Source organism: Halomonas sp. E19 (assembly GCF_052439355.1).
Lineage (GTDB): Bacteria > Pseudomonadota > Gammaproteobacteria > Pseudomonadales > Halomonadaceae > Halomonas.
Window position 1 is genome coordinate 2,866,560 of the sequence record NZ_JBNFWU010000001.1, and the last position, 19,734, is coordinate 2,886,293.

15 protein-coding genes and 6 pseudogenes are annotated in these 19,734 nt (G+C 69.3%); 13 read left to right on the plus strand and 8 right to left on the minus strand.

All coding sequences use genetic code 11. The annotated features are described in order from the left end of the window. Window positions 1-3: 3 nt before the first annotated feature. Window positions 4-485 (minus strand): annotated as a pseudogene (gene mntR, locus ACUDAL_RS14955) (manganese-binding transcriptional regulator MntR). Window positions 486-640: 155 nt separating this feature from the next. Here mntR and ACUDAL_RS14960 point away from each other — a divergent pair. From ACUDAL_RS14960 to ACUDAL_RS14970, 3 genes are read left to right on the plus strand one after another with little or no spacing between them, the layout of a single operon-like run. Next, entirely contained in the window at window positions 641-1,549 is a 909-nt protein-coding gene (locus ACUDAL_RS14960) for a metal ABC transporter solute-binding protein, Zn/Mn family (protein ID WP_444678672.1), read from the plus strand. Further along, on the plus strand, window positions 1,542-2,318 hold the full coding sequence (locus ACUDAL_RS14965; RefSeq protein ID WP_444678673.1) for a metal ABC transporter ATP-binding protein: 777 nt from the start codon (window positions 1,542-1,544) through the stop codon (window positions 2,316-2,318). Before ACUDAL_RS14960 ends, ACUDAL_RS14965 begins: the two co-directional genes overlap by 8 nt. Window positions 2,319-2,375: 57 nt before the next feature. Then, a complete protein-coding gene (locus tag ACUDAL_RS14970; RefSeq protein ID WP_444679402.1) occupies window positions 2,376-3,254 on the plus strand; it encodes a metal ABC transporter permease in 879 nt (292 codons plus the stop codon). On the opposite strand, the pseudogene ACUDAL_RS14975 reads toward ACUDAL_RS14970, so the two are convergent. Beyond that, window positions 3,255-4,127: pseudogene (locus tag ACUDAL_RS14975) on the minus strand (DMT family transporter). It lies immediately after the preceding gene. A 304-nt stretch (window positions 4,128-4,431) separates the two neighbouring features. On the opposite strand from ACUDAL_RS14975, the gene ACUDAL_RS14980 reads away from it, so the two are divergent. The 7 genes and pseudogenes from ACUDAL_RS14980 (at window position 4,432) to ACUDAL_RS15010 (ending at window position 9,949) form a co-directional block, all read left to right on the plus strand. Continuing rightward, a complete protein-coding gene (locus ACUDAL_RS14980) occupies window positions 4,432-5,076 on the plus strand; it encodes a DUF1826 domain-containing protein (protein ID WP_444678674.1) in 645 nt (214 codons plus the stop codon). Between the two features lie 199 nt (window positions 5,077-5,275). After that, window positions 5,276-6,678, plus strand: a pseudogene (locus ACUDAL_RS14985) (ABC transporter substrate-binding protein). Continuing rightward, the gene (locus ACUDAL_RS14990; protein WP_444678675.1) at window positions 6,675-7,682 is read left to right on the plus strand and encodes an ABC transporter permease; all 1,008 of its coding nucleotides are present in this window, start codon (window positions 6,675-6,677) and stop codon (window positions 7,680-7,682) included. The pseudogene ACUDAL_RS14985 and the gene ACUDAL_RS14990 overlap by 4 nt, the downstream one beginning before the upstream one ends. Beyond that, a complete protein-coding gene (locus tag ACUDAL_RS14995; protein WP_444678676.1) occupies window positions 7,679-7,978 on the plus strand; it encodes a hypothetical protein in 300 nt (99 codons plus the stop codon). The genes ACUDAL_RS14990 and ACUDAL_RS14995 overlap by 4 nt, the downstream gene beginning before the upstream one ends. After that, the gene (locus ACUDAL_RS15000; RefSeq protein ID WP_444678677.1) at window positions 7,975-8,505 is read left to right on the plus strand and encodes an ABC transporter permease subunit; all 531 of its coding nucleotides are present in this window, start codon (window positions 7,975-7,977) and stop codon (window positions 8,503-8,505) included. Before ACUDAL_RS14995 ends, ACUDAL_RS15000 begins: the two co-directional genes overlap by 4 nt. Beyond that, window positions 8,502-9,437, plus strand: a pseudogene (locus tag ACUDAL_RS15005) (ATP-binding cassette domain-containing protein); the annotation flags it as partial. The gene ACUDAL_RS15000 and the pseudogene ACUDAL_RS15005, both read left to right, overlap by 4 nt. Next, entirely contained in the window at window positions 9,410-9,949 is a 540-nt protein-coding gene (locus ACUDAL_RS15010; RefSeq protein WP_444679403.1) for an ATP-binding cassette domain-containing protein, read from the plus strand. The pseudogene ACUDAL_RS15005 and the gene ACUDAL_RS15010, both read left to right, overlap by 28 nt. 91 nt (window positions 9,950-10,040) lie before the next feature. Here ACUDAL_RS15010 and ACUDAL_RS15015 read toward each other — a convergent pair whose 3' ends face one another. The 5 genes and pseudogenes from ACUDAL_RS15015 to ACUDAL_RS15035 form a co-directional block, all read right to left on the minus strand. Continuing rightward, entirely contained in the window at window positions 10,041-11,234 is a 1,194-nt protein-coding gene (locus ACUDAL_RS15015) for a D-alanyl-D-alanine carboxypeptidase (protein ID WP_444678678.1), read from the minus strand. 287 nt (window positions 11,235-11,521) lie between these two features. Beyond that, window positions 11,522-12,328 carry an ABC transporter ATP-binding protein gene (locus tag ACUDAL_RS15020; protein WP_444678679.1) on the minus strand — a complete coding sequence of 269 codons (807 nt, stop codon included), beginning with the start codon at window positions 12,326-12,328 and terminating at the stop codon, window positions 11,522-11,524. Beyond that, a complete protein-coding gene (locus tag ACUDAL_RS15025) occupies window positions 12,325-13,425 on the minus strand; it encodes a FecCD family ABC transporter permease (RefSeq protein WP_444679404.1) in 1,101 nt (366 codons plus the stop codon). Before ACUDAL_RS15025 ends, ACUDAL_RS15020 begins: the two co-directional genes overlap by 4 nt. A 70-nt stretch (window positions 13,426-13,495) precedes the next feature. Further along, a pseudogene (locus ACUDAL_RS15030) lies at window positions 13,496-14,466 on the minus strand (FecCD family ABC transporter permease). A gap of 50 nt (window positions 14,467-14,516) precedes the next feature. Further along, entirely contained in the window at window positions 14,517-15,455 is a 939-nt protein-coding gene (locus ACUDAL_RS15035; protein WP_444678680.1) for an ABC transporter substrate-binding protein, read from the minus strand. A 187-nt stretch (window positions 15,456-15,642) separates the two neighbouring features. Here ACUDAL_RS15035 and ACUDAL_RS15040 point away from each other — a divergent pair, with 187 nt between their 5' ends. The 3 genes and pseudogenes from ACUDAL_RS15040 to ACUDAL_RS15050 all read left to right on the plus strand — a co-directional run bounded on the left by ACUDAL_RS15040 (window position 15,643) and on the right by ACUDAL_RS15050 (window position 18,900). Beyond that, complete coding sequence (locus ACUDAL_RS15040; protein WP_444678681.1) at window positions 15,643-16,596, plus strand: LysR family transcriptional regulator; 954 nt, start codon at window positions 15,643-15,645, stop codon at window positions 16,594-16,596. A 112-nt stretch (window positions 16,597-16,708) separates the two neighbouring features. Further along, window positions 16,709-17,119 (plus strand): annotated as a pseudogene (locus ACUDAL_RS15045) (TonB-dependent receptor plug domain-containing protein); the annotation flags it as partial. A 350-nt stretch (window positions 17,120-17,469) separates the two neighbouring features. Then, window positions 17,470-18,900, plus strand: coding sequence for a TonB-dependent receptor domain-containing protein (locus tag ACUDAL_RS15050; protein ID WP_444678682.1), 1,431 nt, complete (start codon window positions 17,470-17,472; stop codon window positions 18,898-18,900). A 68-nt stretch (window positions 18,901-18,968) separates the two neighbouring features. Here ACUDAL_RS15050 and ACUDAL_RS15055 read toward each other — a convergent pair whose 3' ends face one another. After that, window positions 18,969-19,733: a sulfite exporter TauE/SafE family protein gene (locus tag ACUDAL_RS15055; protein ID WP_444678683.1), complete on the minus strand. Its 765-nt coding sequence runs from the start codon at window positions 19,731-19,733 to the stop codon at window positions 18,969-18,971. Between the last annotated feature and the right edge of the window lies 1 nt (window position 19,734).

A 19,734-nucleotide genomic window follows, 5' to 3' on the forward strand; every position in this document is an offset into this window, starting at 1 on the left:
GGCTCAGGTACCGTGGCGCTCCCGCTCGCGTGAGAAGCGCTGCATGATGTCGAGAGTCTCCTGGCTGACATGGTGCTCCATGCCCTCGGCGTCGATGCGTGCGGTTCGGTCGCTGACACCGAGGTCGCGCAGGAACTGCAAAACGATGGCATGACGCTGATGCGACATGGCCGCCATCGCCTCGCCCTTCTCGGTCAGAAACAGCGAACGGTAGGGCTTGCTGGAAACCAATCCCAGACTCTTGAGCCGCGCCACCGTCTTCGACACCGTGGCCTGGCTGACCCCCATGCGCACGGCGATGTCGGTCGAGCGCGCCTCCCCTGGTGCTGCAGCAGGTCGGCGATCAGCTCCACGTAATCCTCGAGCAATTCGGTTTCATGGGCATTGCGCACGGCAGCGTACTGCTGTGCATGCTGGTCGCTGGGCGGCAGGGCATCCGCCTTGCAGAGGCGATAAGTGCCTGCGTTGTCTGGGGTATCGGTCATCGAGCCAATATAGCCAATCTCGTCATAGCGCAGCAACCGCCCTCCCGATAGACATTTCCTACTACGCAACAACTTAACCTTGGCTAAACTATTAGCCATGAAGCTAACTCGCTGAGAACGTTCGGCGCGTCATACCGTTTGCCAAGGAGTCATCGATGCCGGTGCCAAAAGGATTGCTGCTGGGTGTCCTTGCCGTGACCTGGTCCACCCTGAGCCAGGCCGAAGCCCCTCCGCTCAAGGTAGCGGTGACCTTTTCGGTGCTCGGCGACCTGGTGCGGGAAGTCGCCGGCGACGATGCCCAGGTGGAGGTGCTGACTCCGGTGGGGGCGGAAGTGCACGAATGGGAGCTGATCCCCAGCAACTTCTTCGCCCTCGAAGAGGCCGAGGTGGTGTTCTACAACGGCTACGGCCTGGAGCAGTGGATCGGCCAGGTCAACGCCACCGTGGGTGAGGACGTGCCGGTGGTGGCGCTCGCCGAGCAGAGCGGCTTCGTCACCCAGCCGATCGCCACCGGCGAATACGCCGGCGAGGTCGACCCGCACATGTGGATGGACCCACGCGCCGCGGCGGCATACGTAGGCGTGATCGCCGACACGCTTGCCGAGGCAAGGCCCGACGCCGCCGAGGGCTACCAGGCACGCGCCGAAGCGCTCAGCGAAACGCTGCTGGCCCTGCATGAAGAGCTGACCGAAGCCCTCGCGGTACTCCCCGAATCGCAGCGCCTGCTGATCACCAGCGAAGCGGCCTTCGTCTACTTCGCCGACGCCTTCGGCTTCGAGCACGACGGCATCTGGGGCACCAACGCCGAGGAGGAGGGTTCGCCGCGGCAGATCATGCGCATCGTCGACACGATCAGGGCCCGCCAGCCGGCCGCCATCTTCTGGGAAAGCACCATTTCCGACCGCCACGTGCGCAGCGTGGCCACCGAGACCGAGGTGGCCATTGCCGGCCCGCTCTACGTCGACTCCCTCAGCGAGCCGGGCGGTGCCGCCGCCAGCTACGCCGACCTGCTGCGCCATAACGTGCAACTGTTGATCGACCACCTGGGAGGCGACAATGGATGACGCCACGCCGGCCCTGCAAGCTCGGCAGCTCTATGCGGCCTACCACCAGCAGCCCGTGCTGGAGAACCTGACCCTGACGCTGCCCCAGCGCCAGTGGACCGCCATCATCGGCCCCAACGGCGCGGGCAAATCGAGTCTGCTCAACCTGGTGATCGGCAGCCTTGCACCGCTGCGCGGCGAGCTCGAGGTGCTGGGCCAAAGTGCACCTTCGCAGCGCCGCGCCGGCAACATCGCGTATATGGCCCAGCAGGAGCGCATGGAGTGGGATTTCCCCATTTCGGTTCGCGACACCGTGCTGACCGGCCGCTACGGCCTGATGCGGCATGACCCGCTATGGCAGCGCATGCTGCCGCAGCGCTGGGCCAGCGCCCGCCACTACCAGGCGGCAGAGGCCGCGCTCGACGCGGTCGACATGGCCGACCTGGCCGCGCGGCCCATCGGCGAACTCTCCGGCGGCCAGAAGAAACGCGTGCTGCTGGCACGCGCACTGGCCCAGCAGGCGCGGATTCTGCTGCTCGACGAGCCCCTAGCCGGCGTCGACCCACCCAGCGAGGCGCTGATCCTGGCCACGCTCGAGCGCGAGCGCAACGCCGGGCGCACCATCATCATGGTCACCCACGACTTGCCCAGCGCCCGTTGCCATGCCGACAACGTGCTGCTGATCAACCGCCGCCTGGTCGGCATGGGCCCACCGGAGGCGATGCTCAGCGATGCCATGCTGGCCCGCCTGGCGGTGGGAAGCTCCCCGGCTTTCAGCAAGGAGGCGTGAGTGTCGCCGCTTGAGACCTTCGGCCTGGGCGTGATCGACGCCCTGACGGGACTGCTGATGCTGGGTATCCAGCTGCTGCCCGAGAGCCTCGCCGCTCCCTTCGACTACCGCTTCATGCAGCGCGCGCTGCTCACCTCGGTGCTGGTGGGGGCGATCTGCGGGCTGCTCTCTTGCTATGTCGTGCTCAAGCGCTGGTCGTTGCTGGGCGACGCCATCTCCCATGCGGTGCTGCCCGGGGTGGCCATCGCCTACCTGCTGGGCTGGCCGTTCTTCATCGGCGCCTTCATCACCGGGGCGCTGACGTCGCTGGGCATCGGCGCGCTGGAGCGCCACACGCGGATCAAGGCCGACGCCGCCATGGGCCTGATGTTCACCGCCGCGTTCGCGCTAGGGATCGTGATCATCAGCAAGATCGCCACCAGCACCCACCTGATGCACATCCTGTTCGGCAACGTGCTGGGGGTGCAGACCTCCGCGCTGCTGCTGACCCTGGTGGCCAGCCTGGTGGCGCTGCTGGCGATCTGGTTCGCCTACCGCCCGCTGCTGCTCTACACCTTCGACCCGCAGCAGGCCCAGGCGCTGGGCTTCAACACCGGCGTCATCCACTACGGGCTGATCCTGCTGCTGACGCTGACCATCGTCGCCAGCCTCGAGACCGTGGGCATCATCCTGGTGGTGGCGATGCTGATCACGCCGGGCGCCACGGCCCACCTGCTCACCGACCGCTTCCCCGTCATGCTGGCGATCTCGGCCGGGGTCGGGGTGTTCTCCGCCGTGGCGGGCCTGATGCTCTCGGTGTCGCTCGACGTCGCCTCGGGCGGCGCCATCGTACTGGTGGCGTCGGGCATGTTCCTCGCCGCCCTGCTCGCCGCGCCCAAGCATGGCCTGGTGGTGCGCCACTGGCGGCGCCGGCGGCTGAATCGCACCCAGGCCTGATCAGGACGTCGGGCGGCGCTTCAGCGTCGTCCGGCGGTCGTGGTAGGCGATCGCCAGACCGCTGCCGATGATCAGGACGCTGCCGATAAACACCCAGGCATCGGGAATCTCGCCCCAGAACCACCAGCCCAGCAGCACCGCCCACAGCATGGCGGAATAGTCGAAGGGTGCGGCAATGGCCGCCGGGGCGAAGCGAAAGGCCAGGGTGATGCAGGCCGTGGCGCCCACGCCGAAGGCCCCGACGCCAGGAAGCCGGGCCAGTGCCAGGGGTGCGGGGTCTGCCAGACAAAGGGCAGCGCCACGGCCGCCAGCACCAGCGGCACCAGGGTCATGTAGAAAACCATCGCCCACAGGTGCTCGGTGGCGCCGTAGCGCCTGGCGGTGATCATCATCAAGGCGTAGAACACCGCCGCCCCGATCAGCACCAGCGAGCCGAACTGGAAGGCGTCGCCCCCGGGCGCACCACGATCAGCACCCCCACGAAGCCGAGCAGCGATGCCGCCAGCACCGGCGGATCGATCCGCTCCCCAGCAGCGGCACCGACAGCAGGGTGACGAACAGCGGCGCCACGAAGGCGATGGCCGTGGCCTCGGCCAGCGGCAGCAGGGTCAGGCCGAGCACGAAGCAGAACATGGTGCCGGTGTAGATCAGCCCGCGCATCAGGTGCACGCCGGGGCGACGGGTGCGCAGCGTGCGCAGGCCGCCGCCGTAGTGGGCCAGCAGCGCGATCAGCGGCAGCGAGACCAGGGTGCGGAAGAAGATGATCTGCAGCGGCGAATGCACCTCGCCCAACCACTTGGCGATGGCATCACCGATGGCCAGGCAGAGCACCCCGGCACACATGAACAGAATGCCCTTCAGTGACGGCGACATGACCCCTCCCGTGCGGCCAAAAAGACCACCCCGCCGACCAGGATGGGCGGCGGGCTTGGTGATTACCAACCTAACGGGTGCGGTGCATGGCGGCAAGTGCCATGCCCCAGAATGGCGCATCGAACACAGGAAAGGTCGAGAACAGAATGCCCGGGGCGCCAGCACGTCATCGCCAAGGCCAGAATGCTATGTTATAACAAAACGATTGCGACCTGGAGGCCCCACTGCGACCCTGCGCATCGGCCTTGAGAGGACGTTTTTCCAAGTCGAATGATATGTTATAGAGTTTCATCAAGGAGGTGCCGTGCTGACCCATCCAAGCCGCGACATATCGCAACATTGGGCGTTCGGACAGGATATCGAGGTGCTTCCCCGCATCTTCGAGGATGAGATCACCCTGGCCGTGATGGAGCGCCGCCTGGACCCGGCCCTGGCGCTGGCCGTGCGTGCGCAGCTGGCAGGGCCACGCAGCCTGGAATGGTACTGGCGTGGCGCCCCCGGCCAGGCCATGCAGTCCGATCTCGCCCGGCGCCTGCCGGCTCTCGACGCCGGCGCAGCCCTGCTCGACGACGTCGCCACCATCGCCGAAGCGATGGCCTTCCTGTTCGACACCGCGACCATCGGCATTCGCCTGCGCACCCTGGAAGGTGCCATGTGCCCCCGATTCCACGTCGACAACCTGGCGGTACGCCTGGTGACCACCTATGCCGGCCCAGCCAGCGAATGGCTGCCTGAGCACGCCGTCAACCGCGCCGGGCTGGGCGCTCCCCATCCCGACAAGCCCGAGATCGTCGCCGATCCCGATGCCATTCGACAGCTCGCCGTGGGCGATCTGGCCCTGCTCAAGGGCTGTGGCTGGGTCGGTAACGAGGAGCGCGGCCTGGTCCACCGCAGCCCCCAGCCGGCTGCGGGCGAACGCCGCCTGCTCCTCGCGCTGGACCCGGGCTGACGCACCCGGCCGAATCGTCCTACACCTGCCCCTGGCGTTTCCTTTCAAGGAAGACTGACATGACCCTGCGCTTTCGCTCACTCCTGCTCGGCCTGGCCCTGCTGCCCTTCGCGGCATCTGCCGACCGCCCCTGGCCGTCGTCGCGCCCTGGGAAATCACCGGCCTCGACCCCTCGACCGCCGGCTATGTGTTCTCGCGCATGCGCGTCGCCGAGACCCTGGTCGATACCGATGCGGACGGCCAACCCGCGCCGGGGCTGGCCAGCGGCTGGCAGGCCTCCGACGACGGCCTGGCCTGGCGCTTCTCCCTGCGCGAGGGTGTGACCTTCCACGACGCCAGCCCGCTGACGGCCGAGGCGGTAGCCACCAGCCTGCGACATGCCCTGGCCAAGCCGGGCATCCTCGACTCGGCGCCCATCGCCGCCATCGAAGCCGAAGGCAGCCATGTCGTGGTGCATCTCGACAGCCCCTTCGCGCCGCTGCCGGCCCTGCTGGCCCACTCCACCACGCTGATCCTCGCAGCGGGCGCCTTCGACGACGAGGGGCGGGCCACCCAGATGATCGGCACCGGTCCCTATCGCGTCGCATCGGTCGCACCGCCTCAGCGCCTGACGGTGGAGCGCTTCGATGGCTATTGGGGCGAGCCCCCGCCATCGGCAGCGCCAGCTATCTGGCGGTGGGGCGCGGCGAAACCCGCGCGCTGATGGCCGAGAGCGGCGACGCCGACGTGGTGTTCACCCTCGACCCGGCCAGCCGCGCACGGCTGGCACGCCATGATCGTCTGGCGCTGCATGCCGAGCCGCTGCCGCGCACCATCGTGTTCAAGCTCAATGCCGAACACCCCTTCCTCGAGGACGAGCGCGCCCGCCAGGCACTGGGCCTGGCCGTCGACCGGGTCGGCATAGCCGCTGGCCTACTGCGCCATCCCGAAGCCGCCGCCGCCGAGCTGTTCCCGGCCAGTCTCGGTCCCTGGCACTTGGGTTTAAACACCAATGGGGGCCTCGCTGCGGACGTAGCGCAGGACGTGGAACGGGCTCGCGAGCTGCTCACCCAGCTGGGCTGGCAGGCCAATGGCCGCGGCATGCTCGAGCGCGACGGCGAGCCCTTCCAACTGACCCTGCGCACCTTCTCCGACCGCCCCGAGCTGCCGCTGGTGGCGACGGCGCTGCAGGATCAGTGGCGCGACATCGGCGTGGCACTGGAGGTGGCCGTGGGCAACGCCAGCGAGATCCCTTCCGGGCACCGCGACGGCAGCCTGGAGCTGGGCCTGATGGCGCGCAACTACGGCCTGGTGCCCGACCCGCTCGGCACCCTGCTCGACGACTTCGGCACCGACCCGGAAACGATGGGCGGCGACTGGGGCGCCATGGGCTGGCGCGACGCGGACGTGGCGGCCTGGCTCGACACCCTGCGCCAGGAGGCCGACATGGATGCTCGCGCCGAGCTGGCCGGGCAGGTGGCACGCCGGCTTAACGAGGCGATGCCGGTCGTGCCCGTGGCCTGGTATCAGCAAACGGCCGCGGTGAACGCCGAGCTGGAGGGCTTCTCCATCGATCCGTTGGAGCGCAGCTATCGCATCGACGAACTGAGGTGGGGAGAATGAGCGAAAACCAGGCTGCGCGCGCGACGTCGCGCTGGGCTTCTCGCTGGACCTCTCACCGGACGACAGGCCTTGGTGGCCTGCTGCTGCAGCGCCTGTTCCAGGCCGGGCTGGTGGCATGGATGGTCGGCACCCTGACCTTCGTACTGACCCGTTCGCTGCCCGGCGACATGGCCTACCGCATCGCCGCCGGACGTTACGGGCACGACATGGTCAACACCAGTGCCGCCGAGGCGGTGCGTGCCGAGCTGGCACTGGACCAGCCGGCGCTCGGCGCCTACGTCGGCTGGCTGTGGGATCTGATTCAACTCGACCTGGGCCGCTCGCTGGTCAGCGGCGAGCCGGTGGTGGCCGAGCTGTGGCATCAGCTCGGCCACTCGCTCGGCCTGGCCGCCCTGGCCGTTCTGCTCTCGCTGCTGCTGGGTCCACCGCTGGGCCTGCTCGCCGGGCTCAAGCCCAACGGCATGCTCGATCGCGTAAGCGAAGTAGCGGCCAGCGTGCTGCGCGCCCTGCCGCCCTTCGCCGTGGGCCTGATCCTGATCCTGATCTTCTCGGTCACCCTCGGCTGGCTGCCTGCCGCCGGCCATGGCCGCAGCGCACACGGCGTGCTGCCGGCACTGACCCTGGCGTTGGCGCTGGCCGCGATTTCCAGCCGGGTGGCACGCAACGCCATGGCCGACGTATCGCAGTCGGCCTACTACGCCTTCTCGCGCACCAAGGGGCTGGGCGAGCGCCTGAGCTTCCTGCGCCACGGCCTGCGCAACGCCGCGGTGCCGGTGGTGGCCTACCTCGGCGTGCAGTTCGTCTACCTGATCGAGGGCGTGGTGGTGGTCGAGACCCTGTTCGCCTGGCCTGGCATCGGCCATGCCCTGGTGCACGCCATCGTTGCTCGCGACGTGCCGATGATCCAGGGCACCGCGTTGGTGATGGGGCTGATGTTCGTCGCCCTCAATACCGTGGTGGATCTGCTCTGCCACTGGCTCGACCCCAGGAGGCGCAGCGCATGAACGGCTCTACCCTGACGCCTTCCCGCCGCCTTGCCCTGCCGACGCTGAACGGCCGCCAGCGCCTCGGTGCCACGCTGCTGGCGCTGCTGCTCGCCTTCGCCTGGCTGGTGCCCTGGCTGTTCGAGGCCGACCCCGCCCGTCAGCAGCTCACCCGCATTCTGCAGCTGCCGACGCTGGCCGAGCCGCTCGGCACCGACCACCTGGGGCGCAGCCTGCTGGCGCGGCTGGCCAGCGCCGTGCGCCTGTCGCTGGGCATGGCGCTGCTCAGCGTAACCAGCGCCGCCGTGCCGGGGTGATTCTCGGCGTGATCGCCGGCTGGCGCGGTGGCTGGCTCGACCGCGTGCTGGGCAGCATGGCCGACGCCTTCCTGGCCCTGCCCGGCCTGCTGCTGGTGCTGCTGCTGGTAGCCATCGCCCCGGGCAACTTCTGGGCGCTCTATGTCGGTATCTCGCTGGTGCTGTGGATCGAGTACTTCCGCGTGGTGCGGGCCCGCACCCGAGTGCTGGTCGCCTCGCCCCAGCTCGAGGCAAGCCGCCTGCTCGGCTTCGGCCCGTTCTACCTGTTCCGCCGCCACCTGTGGCCCGAGCTGGCGCCGCAGGTGCTGACCCTGGCCGCCTTCGGCGCCGCCAGTGCCATCCTCGCCATGGCCGCGCTGGGTTTCGTCAGCGTCGGGCTGCGCCCGCCCACCGCCGAGCTGGGGCTGATGATGATCGAGCTGCTGCCCTACTACCACGAGGCGCCCTGGGCCATGGCCCAGCCGATCCTGGTGCTGTTCGTGCTGGTGCTGAGCCTCAACCTGCTGGCGGGAAGGGATCCACGATGAGTGCGTACTTACTTCAGGCGGAAGACGTCACGATTCAGGGCGAGGGCGTCACCATCGCGCCCTTCTCCTGTGCACTCGAAGCCGGTAGCCGGCTGACCCTGCTCGGCGAGACCGGCTCGGGCAAGAGTCTGCTCGCTCAGGCCATCATGGGCACGCTGCCCCGCGGCCTGAGCGCGCGGGGGCGACTCGTCATCGACGGCGAGACCTTCGATGCCGCCGATGACAAATCGCGCCGCGCCCTGTGGGGCCGACGCCTGGCGCTGCTGCCCCAGGAGCCTTGGCACGCGCTGGACCCGACCATGCGTGCCGTATCGCAGGTGGCCGAAAGCCACCGCCACGTGGCCGGGCGTGATCGACGCCATGCCCAACAAGCGGCCTGGGCCGATCTGGCCGAGCTGGGTCTGGCCGAGGCCGGCGGCAAGCTGCCCGGCGAACTCTCCGGCGGCATGGCGCAGCGCGTCGCCTTCGCCGCCGCCAGTGCCGGCGGTGCGCCCATCGTGATCGCCGACGAGCCGACCAAGGGGCTCGATGCGCCGCGCCGCGATGCCGTGGTCGAGCTGCTGGCGCGTACGCCCGCGGGCGGCGGCGTGCTGCTCACCATCACCCACGACATCGACGTGGCCCGCCGCCTGGGCGGCGAAGTGGTGATTCTGCGCCAGGGACAGGTGGTCGAGCGCGGACCGGCCCAGCAAGTGCTCACTCACCCCCAAAGCGAGTACGGCCAGGAGTTGCTGAACGCCGAGCCCAGCCGCTGGCCACGCCCGGCACCGCTCGGCGAAACGACCCAGGCGCCGGTGGTGACCGCCACCGATCTGGCCAAGACCCGCGGCGGGCGCGAGCTGTTCCGTGAACTCTCCCTCACGGTGCGCCCCGGTGAGATCGTCGGCGTGGTCGGTCCTTCCGGCTGCGGCAAGAGTACGCTGGGCGACATGCTGCTCGGCGTGACACGCGCCGACGGCGGCAGGATCCTGCGCGCGCCAGGGCATCCACTCGGTTTCCAGAAGCTCTATCAGGACCCACCGGCGGCCTTCTCCCCCACTGGCAACTCTCACGCCTGCTCGACGACCTGGTGCGCCGCCACCGCCTGGATCGCAGCGCCATCGCCCCGCTGATGGCGCGCCTTGGGCTCGACGAGCACCTGCTGGAGCGCCGCCCCGGCGAGATCTCCGGCGGCGAGCTGCAGCGCTTCGCCATCCTGCGGGTGCTGCTGCTGGCGCCGTGCTTTCTGTTCGCCGACGAGCCGACCTCGCGCCTCGACCCCATCACCCAACGCCGAACCCTGGCGCTGCTGGTGGAGCTGGCCCGCGAACGCCGCTGCGGCGTAATGCTGGTGAGCCACGACCCGGCGTTGATCGAGCGTATCTGCGACCGGCGCATCGTCCTCGGTGACGAGCAGGTGAGCGCGGCCGGGCAGGCACTCTACCCGGCCCCGGTCCTTGTCTGAACGGGTTACCCAACGACATCGCCCCGCATGAGCGGGGCGATGTGGGGACGGAAATGTGGGAACGGAGGTGCAGGGAGCGGGGTGGCAGGCGTCAGTAGTGCGCCACCACCATGCAGTCCATACCCGAGGCGCGCAGGCTGCGGCAGGCGGAGTGGGCATCGTGCTCCTGCAGATCGACCAGCCGGGCGCGGAAGATGCGCTGCTCGCCTTCCGCCTCGGCCACCGAGACGCGCACCTGCTGCAGCAGGCTGGCGAGCTGGTCGGCCGCACGGGTGGCCAGGTGCCGGGCCTGGTCGGGGTTGTTGAACGCCCCGACCTGCACCGCCCAGTTGCCCCCGCCCGGCTGCACGGCGTCGGCGCGGGCGATCAGGGCGCGGATCGGGTCATCGGCAGAGCCCATCTCGACGCCCATTTCCGACTGGAAGCTGAGGCTGCGGCCCGCGGCGTCGACCTCGGGGGTGTCGATGGAAGCCGGAGCGGCAGCCAGCTGCGCCGCCGAGGCCGGCGGGGTTTCCGGCAGCGCCATGCGGTCGCCCAGCACGTCGGCCTCGGCGATCCAGTCGCCCCGCTGCAGCATGGAGAGCCTGGCGAAGCCGCGATCGAGCAGGTCGGCCATGTGGGTATCGCGCGAGGCCGCCGTAAAGCCGCCCATCACCACCGAGACAATGCGGCGATTGTCACGGATCGCCGACGTCGCGACGTTGAAGCCGGAGGCGCGGATGAAGCCGGTCTTGAGGCCGTCGGCACCGGCATAGTTGCGCACCAGCCGGTTGTGGCTGGTATGGGTGGTGCCGCGGTGGGTGAAGCTCTGGGTGGAGAAGTAGTGATAGTACTGCGGGAAGTCCTGCATGACCCGGATCGATAGCGTGGCCATGTCGCGCGCCGTGGTGACCTGCGCGTTGTCGGGCAGCCCCGAGGCGTTGCGGAACACGGTGCTGGGCATGCCGATCTCGCGGGCGCGCTGGGTCATCTGGCGTGCGAAGCCAGCCTCGGTGCCACCCAGCGCCTCGGCCACGACCACGGCCACATCGTTGGCGGAGCGCACGACCAGCGCCTTGATCGCATCCTCGACCTTGATCGAGCTGCCGGCCGATAGCCACAGCTTGGAGGCCGGCATCGAGGCCGCATGGGGCGACACCAGCAGCGGCTGGTCGAGCCGCACGCTGCCGCTCTCGAGCGCCTCGAACAGCATGTAGAGCGTCATCATCTTGGTCAGCGAGGCGGGATAGCGCGTCGCATCGGCATTGGCCGCGTGAAGCACATCGCCACTTTCGACATCGATCACGATGGCCGCATAGCGGGGATTGGCCTGTGCGCTACCCAGTAACAACAACTGCAAACAAAACAAAACGAAGAAAGCCACACCGAAGGAGGATCGGTAGGAGGAGCGCATGACGACCACCTCTAGGGTTCCCTGAATGATTCCCTGCGGCCCGATTCTCGAGCGGGCCTCGTTCCAGTATGGCGGGTAAACGAGGCGCTTCACAGCCGGAACAGCGAGAATTTTAGTCGATATATCGCAAGTTGTTCATCACGCTTCGTTGATATTCCAGGGGGATCTACGACCTGCCGCTACCCCGCCTGGCGGCAGTGCGCGGCTCGCCTCACGTTGGCCAGCAGCGGCGTGCCGGTGGCGGGGTCGTGGATCAGCGTGCAGTCGATATCGTAGAGCTGGCGCACCAGCTCGGCGGTGACCACCTGTCGCGGCGGCCCTGCCGCCACCAGCCGGCCGCTGCGCAGCGCCAGCAGGTGATCGGCGTAGCGGCAGGCGCTGACCAGGTCGTGCAGCACCAGCACCACGGTGCGTCCATCGGCGGCCAGCCTGCGCACTAGCTCGAAGACCTCGATCTGGTGGCCCAGGTCGAGCGCCGAAGTGGGTTCGTCGAGCAGCAGCAGCGGCGTCTGCTGGGCGATGGCCATGGCGATCCAGGCGCGCTGGCGCTGCCCGCCCGACAGGGTGTCGAGCGGGCGGTCGGCCAGCGTTTCCACGTCGGCCGCGACCAGCGCTTCATGCACCACTCGCTGGTCCTCCGCCGACCACTGGCGCAGCCAGCCCTGGTGCGGCTGGCGTCCGAAGCGCACCAGCTCGGCCACGCTCAGCCCTTCCGGGGCAATGGCCTCCTGGGGCAGCAGCGCCAGGCGCCGGGCCAGCTCGCGTGCGGGCAGCTGCTGGATGTCGCTGCCGTCGAGCAGCACCGCGCCCTGGCTCGGGGCGTGCAGCCGCGACAGCCCGGCCAGCAGGGTCGACTTGCCGCAGCCGTTGGGTCCGACGATGGCCGTGACCTTCCCGGCCGGCAGGGTCAGGGCCAGGCCATCGATGATGGTGGTACGACCATGGCGCAGCACCAGGTCGCGGGTGGCGAGTTCATGTCGGGTCATGCCAGGGTCCTCGAAGCCGGTCGCAGCAGTATCCACAGCAGCCAGGGGCCGCCGACCACGGCGGTGACGATGCCCACCGGGATCTCGATGGGCGAGAGCAGCACCCTGCCGGCCAGGTCGGCCAGCACCATCACCAGCGCCCCGGCCAGCGCCGAGGCGACGATCGGCACCCCGCGCGGCGAGGAGAGCGAACGGGCGATCTCGGGCCCGATCAGCCCGACCAGCCCCACCGGCCCGGCCACGGCCACCGCCAGCCCGGTGAGCAGCACCGAGACGGCCAGCACCTGCCAGCGCCGCTGGCCTACCCGCAGGCCAAGGCCCGACGCCACGCTGTCCGAGAAGCGCATCAGGCTCAGCGCACGCCCCAGCCCCAGGGCCGCGCCCAGGCCCAGCGGCAGCCCCACGGCCAGCAGCGTGACGGCCCCCGCCGGGCGCGCGTTGAGGGAGCCCACCGTCCAGGGGTAGGCGGCGTTGGCGGTGTCGATGTGCACCTTGGCCAGCAGCAGCTGGGTAATGGCGCCGAATACCGCGCCGACGCCGATCCCGGCGATGATGAAGCGGTAGCCGCGGGTGCCGCCGCCCGCGGCCAGGCCGAAGGTGAGGGCGGCCGCCGTGGTTGCCCCTACCAGGGCCATGGCCGGTGGCGCCAGCGAAACGCCCAGGCCGATTACCGAGGCCACGGCGAAGGCGGTGGCGCCGTTGTCGATGCCGATGATGCCGGGGGTGGCCAGGCGGTTGCGGGCCAGGGTCTGCATCAGGCAGCCCGCCACGCCGAAGGCGGCCCCGGTCAGGCAGGCGGCGGCCAGGCGCGGCAGGCGCAGCTCCTGCACCAGGAACACCGCCATCAGGTCGCCTTGCCCCACCAGCGCCGGCAGCACCGCCCGCAGCGGCAAGGCGCTGCTGCCCATGGCCAGGTAGGCCAGCGACGCCGCCAGCAGCGCGCCGCACAGCAGCAGCGCCGCGCCGACGGCGCGCCGGTCGAGCAGCACGCTGCAGGCCGTGCCGCCCAGCCGCCAGGCCAGGTGCCAGTGCCCGGCCGGGGCCGCGACACCGGCCGGGCGGCGGCGCGCGGCGCCGCCGAATGGCTCGCGTTCCATGGTTGCCTTGCAGCGCATGACTCTCCCCTGCCGTGATTCCATTTCGTCCTGCCCGGTTGAGGCCCGTCCGCTACAGGGTCGGCATACGCCGAGCGCGTACCACGGCGACCAGCACCGGCGCACCGCACAGCGCCGTGAGCACGCCCAGCGGGAGCTCCGACGGCGCAACCAGCAGGCGCGCCAGGATGTCGGCGGTAATCACCATCAGCGGCCCCAGCGGCAGGCACAGCCACAGCGTGCGGCGGATGTCGGGCCCGGCCAGGGCGCGGGCAGCGAACGGCACCACCAGGCCGATGAAGGCGATGGGGCCCGCCGTGGCGGTGGCGGCCCCAACCAGCAGCGCCACGGCGACGATCACCAGCAGCCGGATCAGCCCCGGGCGATGGCCCAACCCGCTGGCGACCCGCTCGCCCAGCGCCAGCGCCGCCAGGGGCGCGCCACGGCGAGCACGATAACCCCGGCCAGCAGCAGGCTGGGCAGCAGCGCGGCCAGATGATCGAGCTGGCGGCCGGCCAGGCTGCCGACGATCCAGAAGCGGATCTCGTCGGCGGCGCGCTGGTCGAACAGCAGCAGCAGCGAGGTGAGCGACAGCAGCAGCCCAGTCAGGGCGGCGCCGGCCAGCACCAGCCTTACCGGATCGTTGGCGGCCCCGCTCACCCGGGCCACGCCGAGCACGCAGAGGCAGCCCGCCATGGCGCCGAGCTGCGCCACTCCGACCCGCATCGTGGTGGCGGTGGCGCCCAGCACCAGCGCCACGGCCACGGCGAAGGAAGCACCGGCGCTGACCCCGAGCAGCCCGGGCTCGGCCAGCGGGTTGCGCGTCACCGCCTGCAGCAGCGCTCCCGCCACACCCAGCGACAGCCCCACCACCAGGCCGACCAGCGTGCGCGGCAGGCGCAGCGAGCCAAGCACGAACCGGGCCTCCGCATCGCCACGGCCCATCAGCACGGCCCAGGCGCGGGCCGGGCCAACATCGCCGGCGCCCAGCAGCAGGCTGGCCAGGCAGGCCAGCGCCAGCAGTGCCAGCAGCCCCGCCTGCATCGCATGGCGCCGGCGAGCCAGGGCATGGTCCATGCAGCCAGCGGCAAGCATCAGGGCGACAGCGCGGCGTCGAGCTCGTCGAGGATGGCCAGCGCCGCCAGCGGGCCGGTGGCGCTGCTCCACAGCTGGCCGTCGACCGCCGCCACCTGGTCACGGGCCACCACGTCGAGGCGCGCGAAGGCCGGCGAGGCCTTGGCCGCCTCGAGGGCGTCGCGCCCTCTTCGTTGAGCGTGGCCAGGAACAGCCAGTCGGCTTCGAGGCGCGCCAGGTTCTCGAGGCTCAGGGGTCGCTGTGCGAGACCCTGCACGGACCAGGCCGGCATCGTGGATCGCCACGCCGGCGGCACGCAGCAGCCCGGCGGTAAACAGCTGCGCGGACATCACCATGGGGCCCTGCGGCATCCAGCGCACCAGCACGGCGCTGGGCGCCTCGTCGGCGGCGATGCGCCCGGCCAGCACCGCGGCCCTGGCATCCACCTGCTCGAGCATCGCCTCGATTTCCGCCTCGCGCCCCATGGCCTGGGCGAACAGGCGCGCCTCGTCGCGCCATGCTTCGGGCTGCAGCCCTTCCGTCGGCGGCACCACCGTTGGCGCGATGCGCGAGAGCAGCCGGTACTGGGCCTCGGGCAGCTGCGGCGGAGCGAGGATCAGGTCCGGCTGCAGCGCCAGCACGGCTTCCAGGTTGATCTCGCGCACTACGCCGACGATGGCCGGGCGCTGCTCGTCCAGGTGCGCCTCGAGGTAGCGCGCCACGCCGTCGCCGCCCCGGGTGGTGACCGCACCCAGCGGCACGACGCCGGCCGCCAGGGCCGTGTCCAGTGCGCCTTCGTAGAGCGTGACGACGCGTGCTGGAGCCTCGGGAAGCGTGACTTCGCCAAAGGCGGTATCCACGCCGTGTTCGGCCCAGGCTGCCAGCGGCAGCAGCAGGCCAAGCATGGCCGCCGCCAGCCCGGGCAGGCGTACCGTTCGCTTGCCGAATGCCGTGTGCATGTCTTGTCTCCGCGCATGAAATATAATGATAACAATTATCACACGCATCATAACCCTCTGCCACGCAACGTCGCGTTGCGGGCGGCGCAACGTTACGGACAACGAAACACAACGCGAATCGTTTTCATTAATCAGAAAGACCCGTACACTTCCCTTTCGCGCAACGTCATCATGCCAAGGGACTGCCATGTACGATCTCGATGACATCCTCGCCTTCGACCATGTCATGCGCTCCGGCAGCCTGACGCGCAGTGCCGCTGCCCTGGGGCTGGCCAAATCAACCCTGAGCCGGCGTATCACCCAGCTCGAGCGCCACGTTGGCCAGCCGCTGCTGCGTCGCCAGTCCAACCGATTGCTGCCGACCGAAGCCGGCCAGGTGTTCCACGGCTTTTGCGCGAAGATGCTGACGCTTGCCGAGCAAGGCCAGCAGGCGCTCGAGGAGCTGAGCCAGGACATCAGCGGCGAGCTGCAGGTAGCCACGCACGGCGCCCTGGCGCGCAGCTGGCTGGCTCCTCGCCTGGCGCAGTTCATGGCGCACCACCCCGACGTGCGCTTGACGCTGCAGACCTGCACGGCCCCACCCCTGGCGGCGACGAGCCAGGCGGTGACGCTCTGGCTGGGCGAGGTCAATGGCAGTGAACTGCGCCAGGAGGTGGTGGGCTGGCTGAGCCGAAGCCTGTACGGCCACCCGGACTACCTCACCCGGCACGGCCATCCACAGCACCCCCGCGAACTGACCCAGCACGCCTGGATCGACCTGCTCGGCGAGACCGAGCAGGGGTTGACACTGCATCACCCGGAGAAGGGTGAGTTTGGCTTCCAGCCTCCCGAGTCGCGCTTTCGCGTCGACCAGCAGGCGCTGCATGGCGACGCCATCGCGTGCGGCCACGGGCTTGGCATCATGCCCGACTGGATGGCCAAGGCACGCGAGCGGGCCCACCCCGGCACGCTCGAACGCTGCCTGGCGGAGTGGAGCGCCCCGCCCCTGCCGGTAGTGCTGCTTTACCCCTACGGCCCTCGCCCGCGGCGCTTGAGCGCCCTGCTGGCCTTCCTGCGCCAGGCAATACCGGACGAATGGCAGCCCGCCAGCGCGCCCGGCGTTTCCGCCGCACAGGGCAAGCCGACTACCCGTTGCGCATGACGCAACGCAACGTTGCCCGCCCCGTCCCTCATCAATGGGAACTTTTCGCATTAGAATCACCTGCGCTTGATAATCAATATCATTCATAGCTACACATTCAGCAGGTGATTCCATGCTCCACTCACGCCGCACCGCCCTGACGCTGGCCATCGCCAGCGCCTCGCTCGCCCTCACCGCCCAGGCCCAGGAGAGTGCCCGCCTCGACAATATCGTGGTGACCGCCGCCGGCTTCGAGCAGGCGCTGCAGGACGCACCGGCCAGCATCTCCGTCGTCACCCGCGAGGAGCTGGAGCGCAAGCGCTACTCGAACATTGCCGAAGCGATCGCCGAGGTGCCCGGTGTCGATGTTCGTTCCGGCGTGGGCAAGACCGGCGGCCTGAACGTCAGCATCCGCGGCATGCCGAGCCACTACACCCTGATCCTGATCGACGGCCGGCGCCAGAACGCCTCGGGCGACGTCACGCCCAACGGTTTCGGCGAAACGTCTACCAGCTTCATGCCGCCGCTGTCGGCCATCGAGCGCATCGAGGTCATCCGCGGCCCCATGTCGACCCTGTACGGCTCCGATGCCATGGGCGGCGTGATCAACATCATCACCCGCCCCGTCAGCGCCACCTGGACGGGCAGCGTCACCCTGGACACCACCTTCCAGCAGGACCGGGATGCCGGCAACGCCCAGGGCATCAACCTCTATACCTCCGGCCCGCTGGTGGACGACGTGCTCGGCCTGCAGCTGCGTGGCCGCCTGTTCGATCGCGACGCCTCCGAACGGATGATTGCGGATAGCGCGGCACGCGACCCAAGGCCCACCGAGGCGCGCCTCTATTTGCTGGGCGGGCGCCTGACCCTGCGTGCCGATGAGGCCAACTCGGTGTGGCTGGACGCCGAACGGGCGCGCCAGACCTACGCCAACGACGACTGCCGCCTGGGTACGCTGGACGGCACCAACCGTGCGACCTGCGCCCCCAGCCAGGCCAGTTCTGGGGCTACGAGGACGAGCTGCGCTTCAACCGCGACCAGCTTGCCGTCGGCCATACCGGGCGCTTCGACCTCGGCACGCTGGAGAGCAGTCTCACGCACAATACGACCGAGACGCTTGGCCGCACGCTGCCGGCCGGCAGTGCGCCGGAATACGGCTACTTCGCCCAGGGCGGCGAACCGCGCCTGCTCGAGAACCGCGATATCATCTTCGATACCAAGTTCACCCTGCCGACCGATAGCCACATGGTGACGGTGGGCGGGCAATACATCGATGCGCGCCTGGAGGATGGCGCCGCGGGTAACCAGGCCTTCGAGCAGCAGAGCTGGGCGCTGTTCGCCGAGGACGAATGGTGGCTGCGCGACGACCTGGCGCTCACCCTGGGCGGACGCTACGAGCACCACGATGCCTTCGGCGGCCACTTCAGCCCACGTGGCTACCTGGTCTGGAACACCACCGACCACTGGACGCTGAAGGGCGGCGTCAGCCGTGGCTACAAGACCCCCACGCTCAACCAGCTGCACGACGGCATCACCGGCTTCGGCAACCAGGGCCAGACGGTCACCATCGGCTCGCCGGACCTGGAGCCGGAAAAGAGCACCAACTATGAGCTAGGCGCCATCTACGACAACCTGGCGGGCGTGACGGTCAGCGGCACGGCCTTCTACAACCGCTTCTCCGATCGCATTGCCGAAGGCGCGGAGATCCCCAACTGCCTGCATCCGGCCGGCAACGTGCCCGGCTGCCTCACGGTGGGCAACTTCTCCAGCCAGACCGGGTTCGCGCGGCTGGTCAACATCGACGCAGCCGAAACCCGTGGCGTCGAGCTGGAAGCGCGCTACCGTTTCGCGCCCGCCTGGGAGGTACGCGGCGGCTATACCTTCACCGACACCGAGATCACCTCCGGCGAACAGGAAGGCATGCTGCTGACCAACACGCCCAAGCACAAGCTCACCGCCAGCCTGGGCTGGGACGTGACCGACAGACTCAATACCACCCTGGAAGGCGAGTACTACTCATCGCGCGAGCGTTTCACCGACGGCGTTCCGACGACCGGCCAGAACCTGGCGATGTATCAGCAGGTGGGCAACACGCTGGATGGCTACGAGCTGTTCCACCTGCGCACCACCTATCGCTTCAGCGATCAGGTACGCCTGACCGGCTCGATCTACAACCTGTTCGACAAGGACTTCGGCAAGGCCGACAGCTACGAGTGGCAGGGCGACACTTACCAGGCCTACCGTTACACCCAGACCGGCCGCTCCACCGACGGCGTGGCGCTGGATGGCCGCAGCTTCTGGCTCTCGGCGACCTACGATTTCTGACCGGCACCTGCCTGCCGTTTTGCATCGTTACCTTCGCCCCGGTTCTGCCGGGGCTTTTCGTGGCCCCTTTACCCACCTTCGCTAAACAGCCGCTCCACGCCCAGCCAGATCAGGCGCAGCGCCAGCAGGGTCAGGGTCCACTTGAAGAGAAAGTCGAAGCGATGGTCGGTCACCCGGTTCAGCAGGCGCAGGCCCAGCCAGGTGCCGGCGAAGCCCGCCGCCACCATGGCCAGCATCAGCCCCAGCCAGTCGCGGAAGACGAAGCCGGCAAAGCCGAAGATGAACGCCTTGGTGGCGTGTTGAAAGGTCATGCAGGTGGCGAAGGTGGCCACCCGCGGCAGCCGCTCGCTCATGCCGAGCTTGATGAACGAGGCGACCATAGGGCCGCTGGCCCCGACGAAACTGGAGAGCAGCGTAGTGAGCGCGCCGGCAATCACGGTGCCGGTGCGCCCCACCGCCCGCTGGGGCAGCCCCGGCCCCCAGCAGGAGTAGAGCACGAAGGCGGCGATGCACAGCTCCAGCACGCCGTGGGGCAGGCGAATCAGCAGCCACGCCGCCACCACGGCGCCAAGGATGACGCCGGGCAGGAAGGCGGCAACGATGTCACGACGCACGTGCCGCCAGGTCATCGCCGCCCGGCCGCCGTTGGAGCCGAGCTGCACCATACCGTGCACCGGGATCAGCGCCGTGGCCGGCATCACCTGGGCCATGGCGATGATCAACAGCGTGCCCCCGCCTATGCCGGCCGCTGCCGACAGCGCCGAGGTCACTACCGAGAGCAGCACCAGCACCAGGTTGACCCCGGCCGACAGCGGCGAGAGCAGCTCCAGCATC

Bases quoted from the DNA above. Each gene is read 5' to 3' on its own strand.
- ACUDAL_RS15040 (WP_444678681.1), top strand. From the start codon at position 15,643: ATGTACGATCTCGATGACATCCTCGCCTTCGACCATGTCATGCGCTCC.
- ACUDAL_RS15035 (WP_444678680.1), bottom strand. From the start codon at position 15,455: ATGCACACGGCATTCGGCAAGCGAACGGTACGCCTGCCCGGGCTGGCG.
- ACUDAL_RS14970 (WP_444679402.1), top strand. From the start codon at position 2,376: ATGCTGGGTATCCAGCTGCTGCCCGAGAGCCTCGCCGCTCCCTTCGAC.
- ACUDAL_RS14960 (WP_444678672.1), top strand. From the start codon at position 641: ATGCCGGTGCCAAAAGGATTGCTGCTGGGTGTCCTTGCCGTGACCTGG.
- ACUDAL_RS14995 (WP_444678676.1), top strand. From the start codon at position 7,679: ATGAACGGCTCTACCCTGACGCCTTCCCGCCGCCTTGCCCTGCCGACG.
- ACUDAL_RS15025 (WP_444679404.1), bottom strand. From the start codon at position 13,425: ATGGAACGCGAGCCATTCGGCGGCGCCGCGCGCCGCCGCCCGGCCGGT.
- ACUDAL_RS14990 (WP_444678675.1), top strand. From the start codon at position 6,675: ATGAGCGAAAACCAGGCTGCGCGCGCGACGTCGCGCTGGGCTTCTCGC.
- ACUDAL_RS15020 (WP_444678679.1), bottom strand. From the start codon at position 12,328: ATGACCCGACATGAACTCGCCACCCGCGACCTGGTGCTGCGCCATGGT.
- ACUDAL_RS14965 (WP_444678673.1), top strand. From the start codon at position 1,542: ATGGATGACGCCACGCCGGCCCTGCAAGCTCGGCAGCTCTATGCGGCC.
- ACUDAL_RS15055 (WP_444678683.1), bottom strand. From the start codon at position 19,733: ATGCTGGAGCTGCTCTCGCCGCTGTCGGCCGGGGTCAACCTGGTGCTG.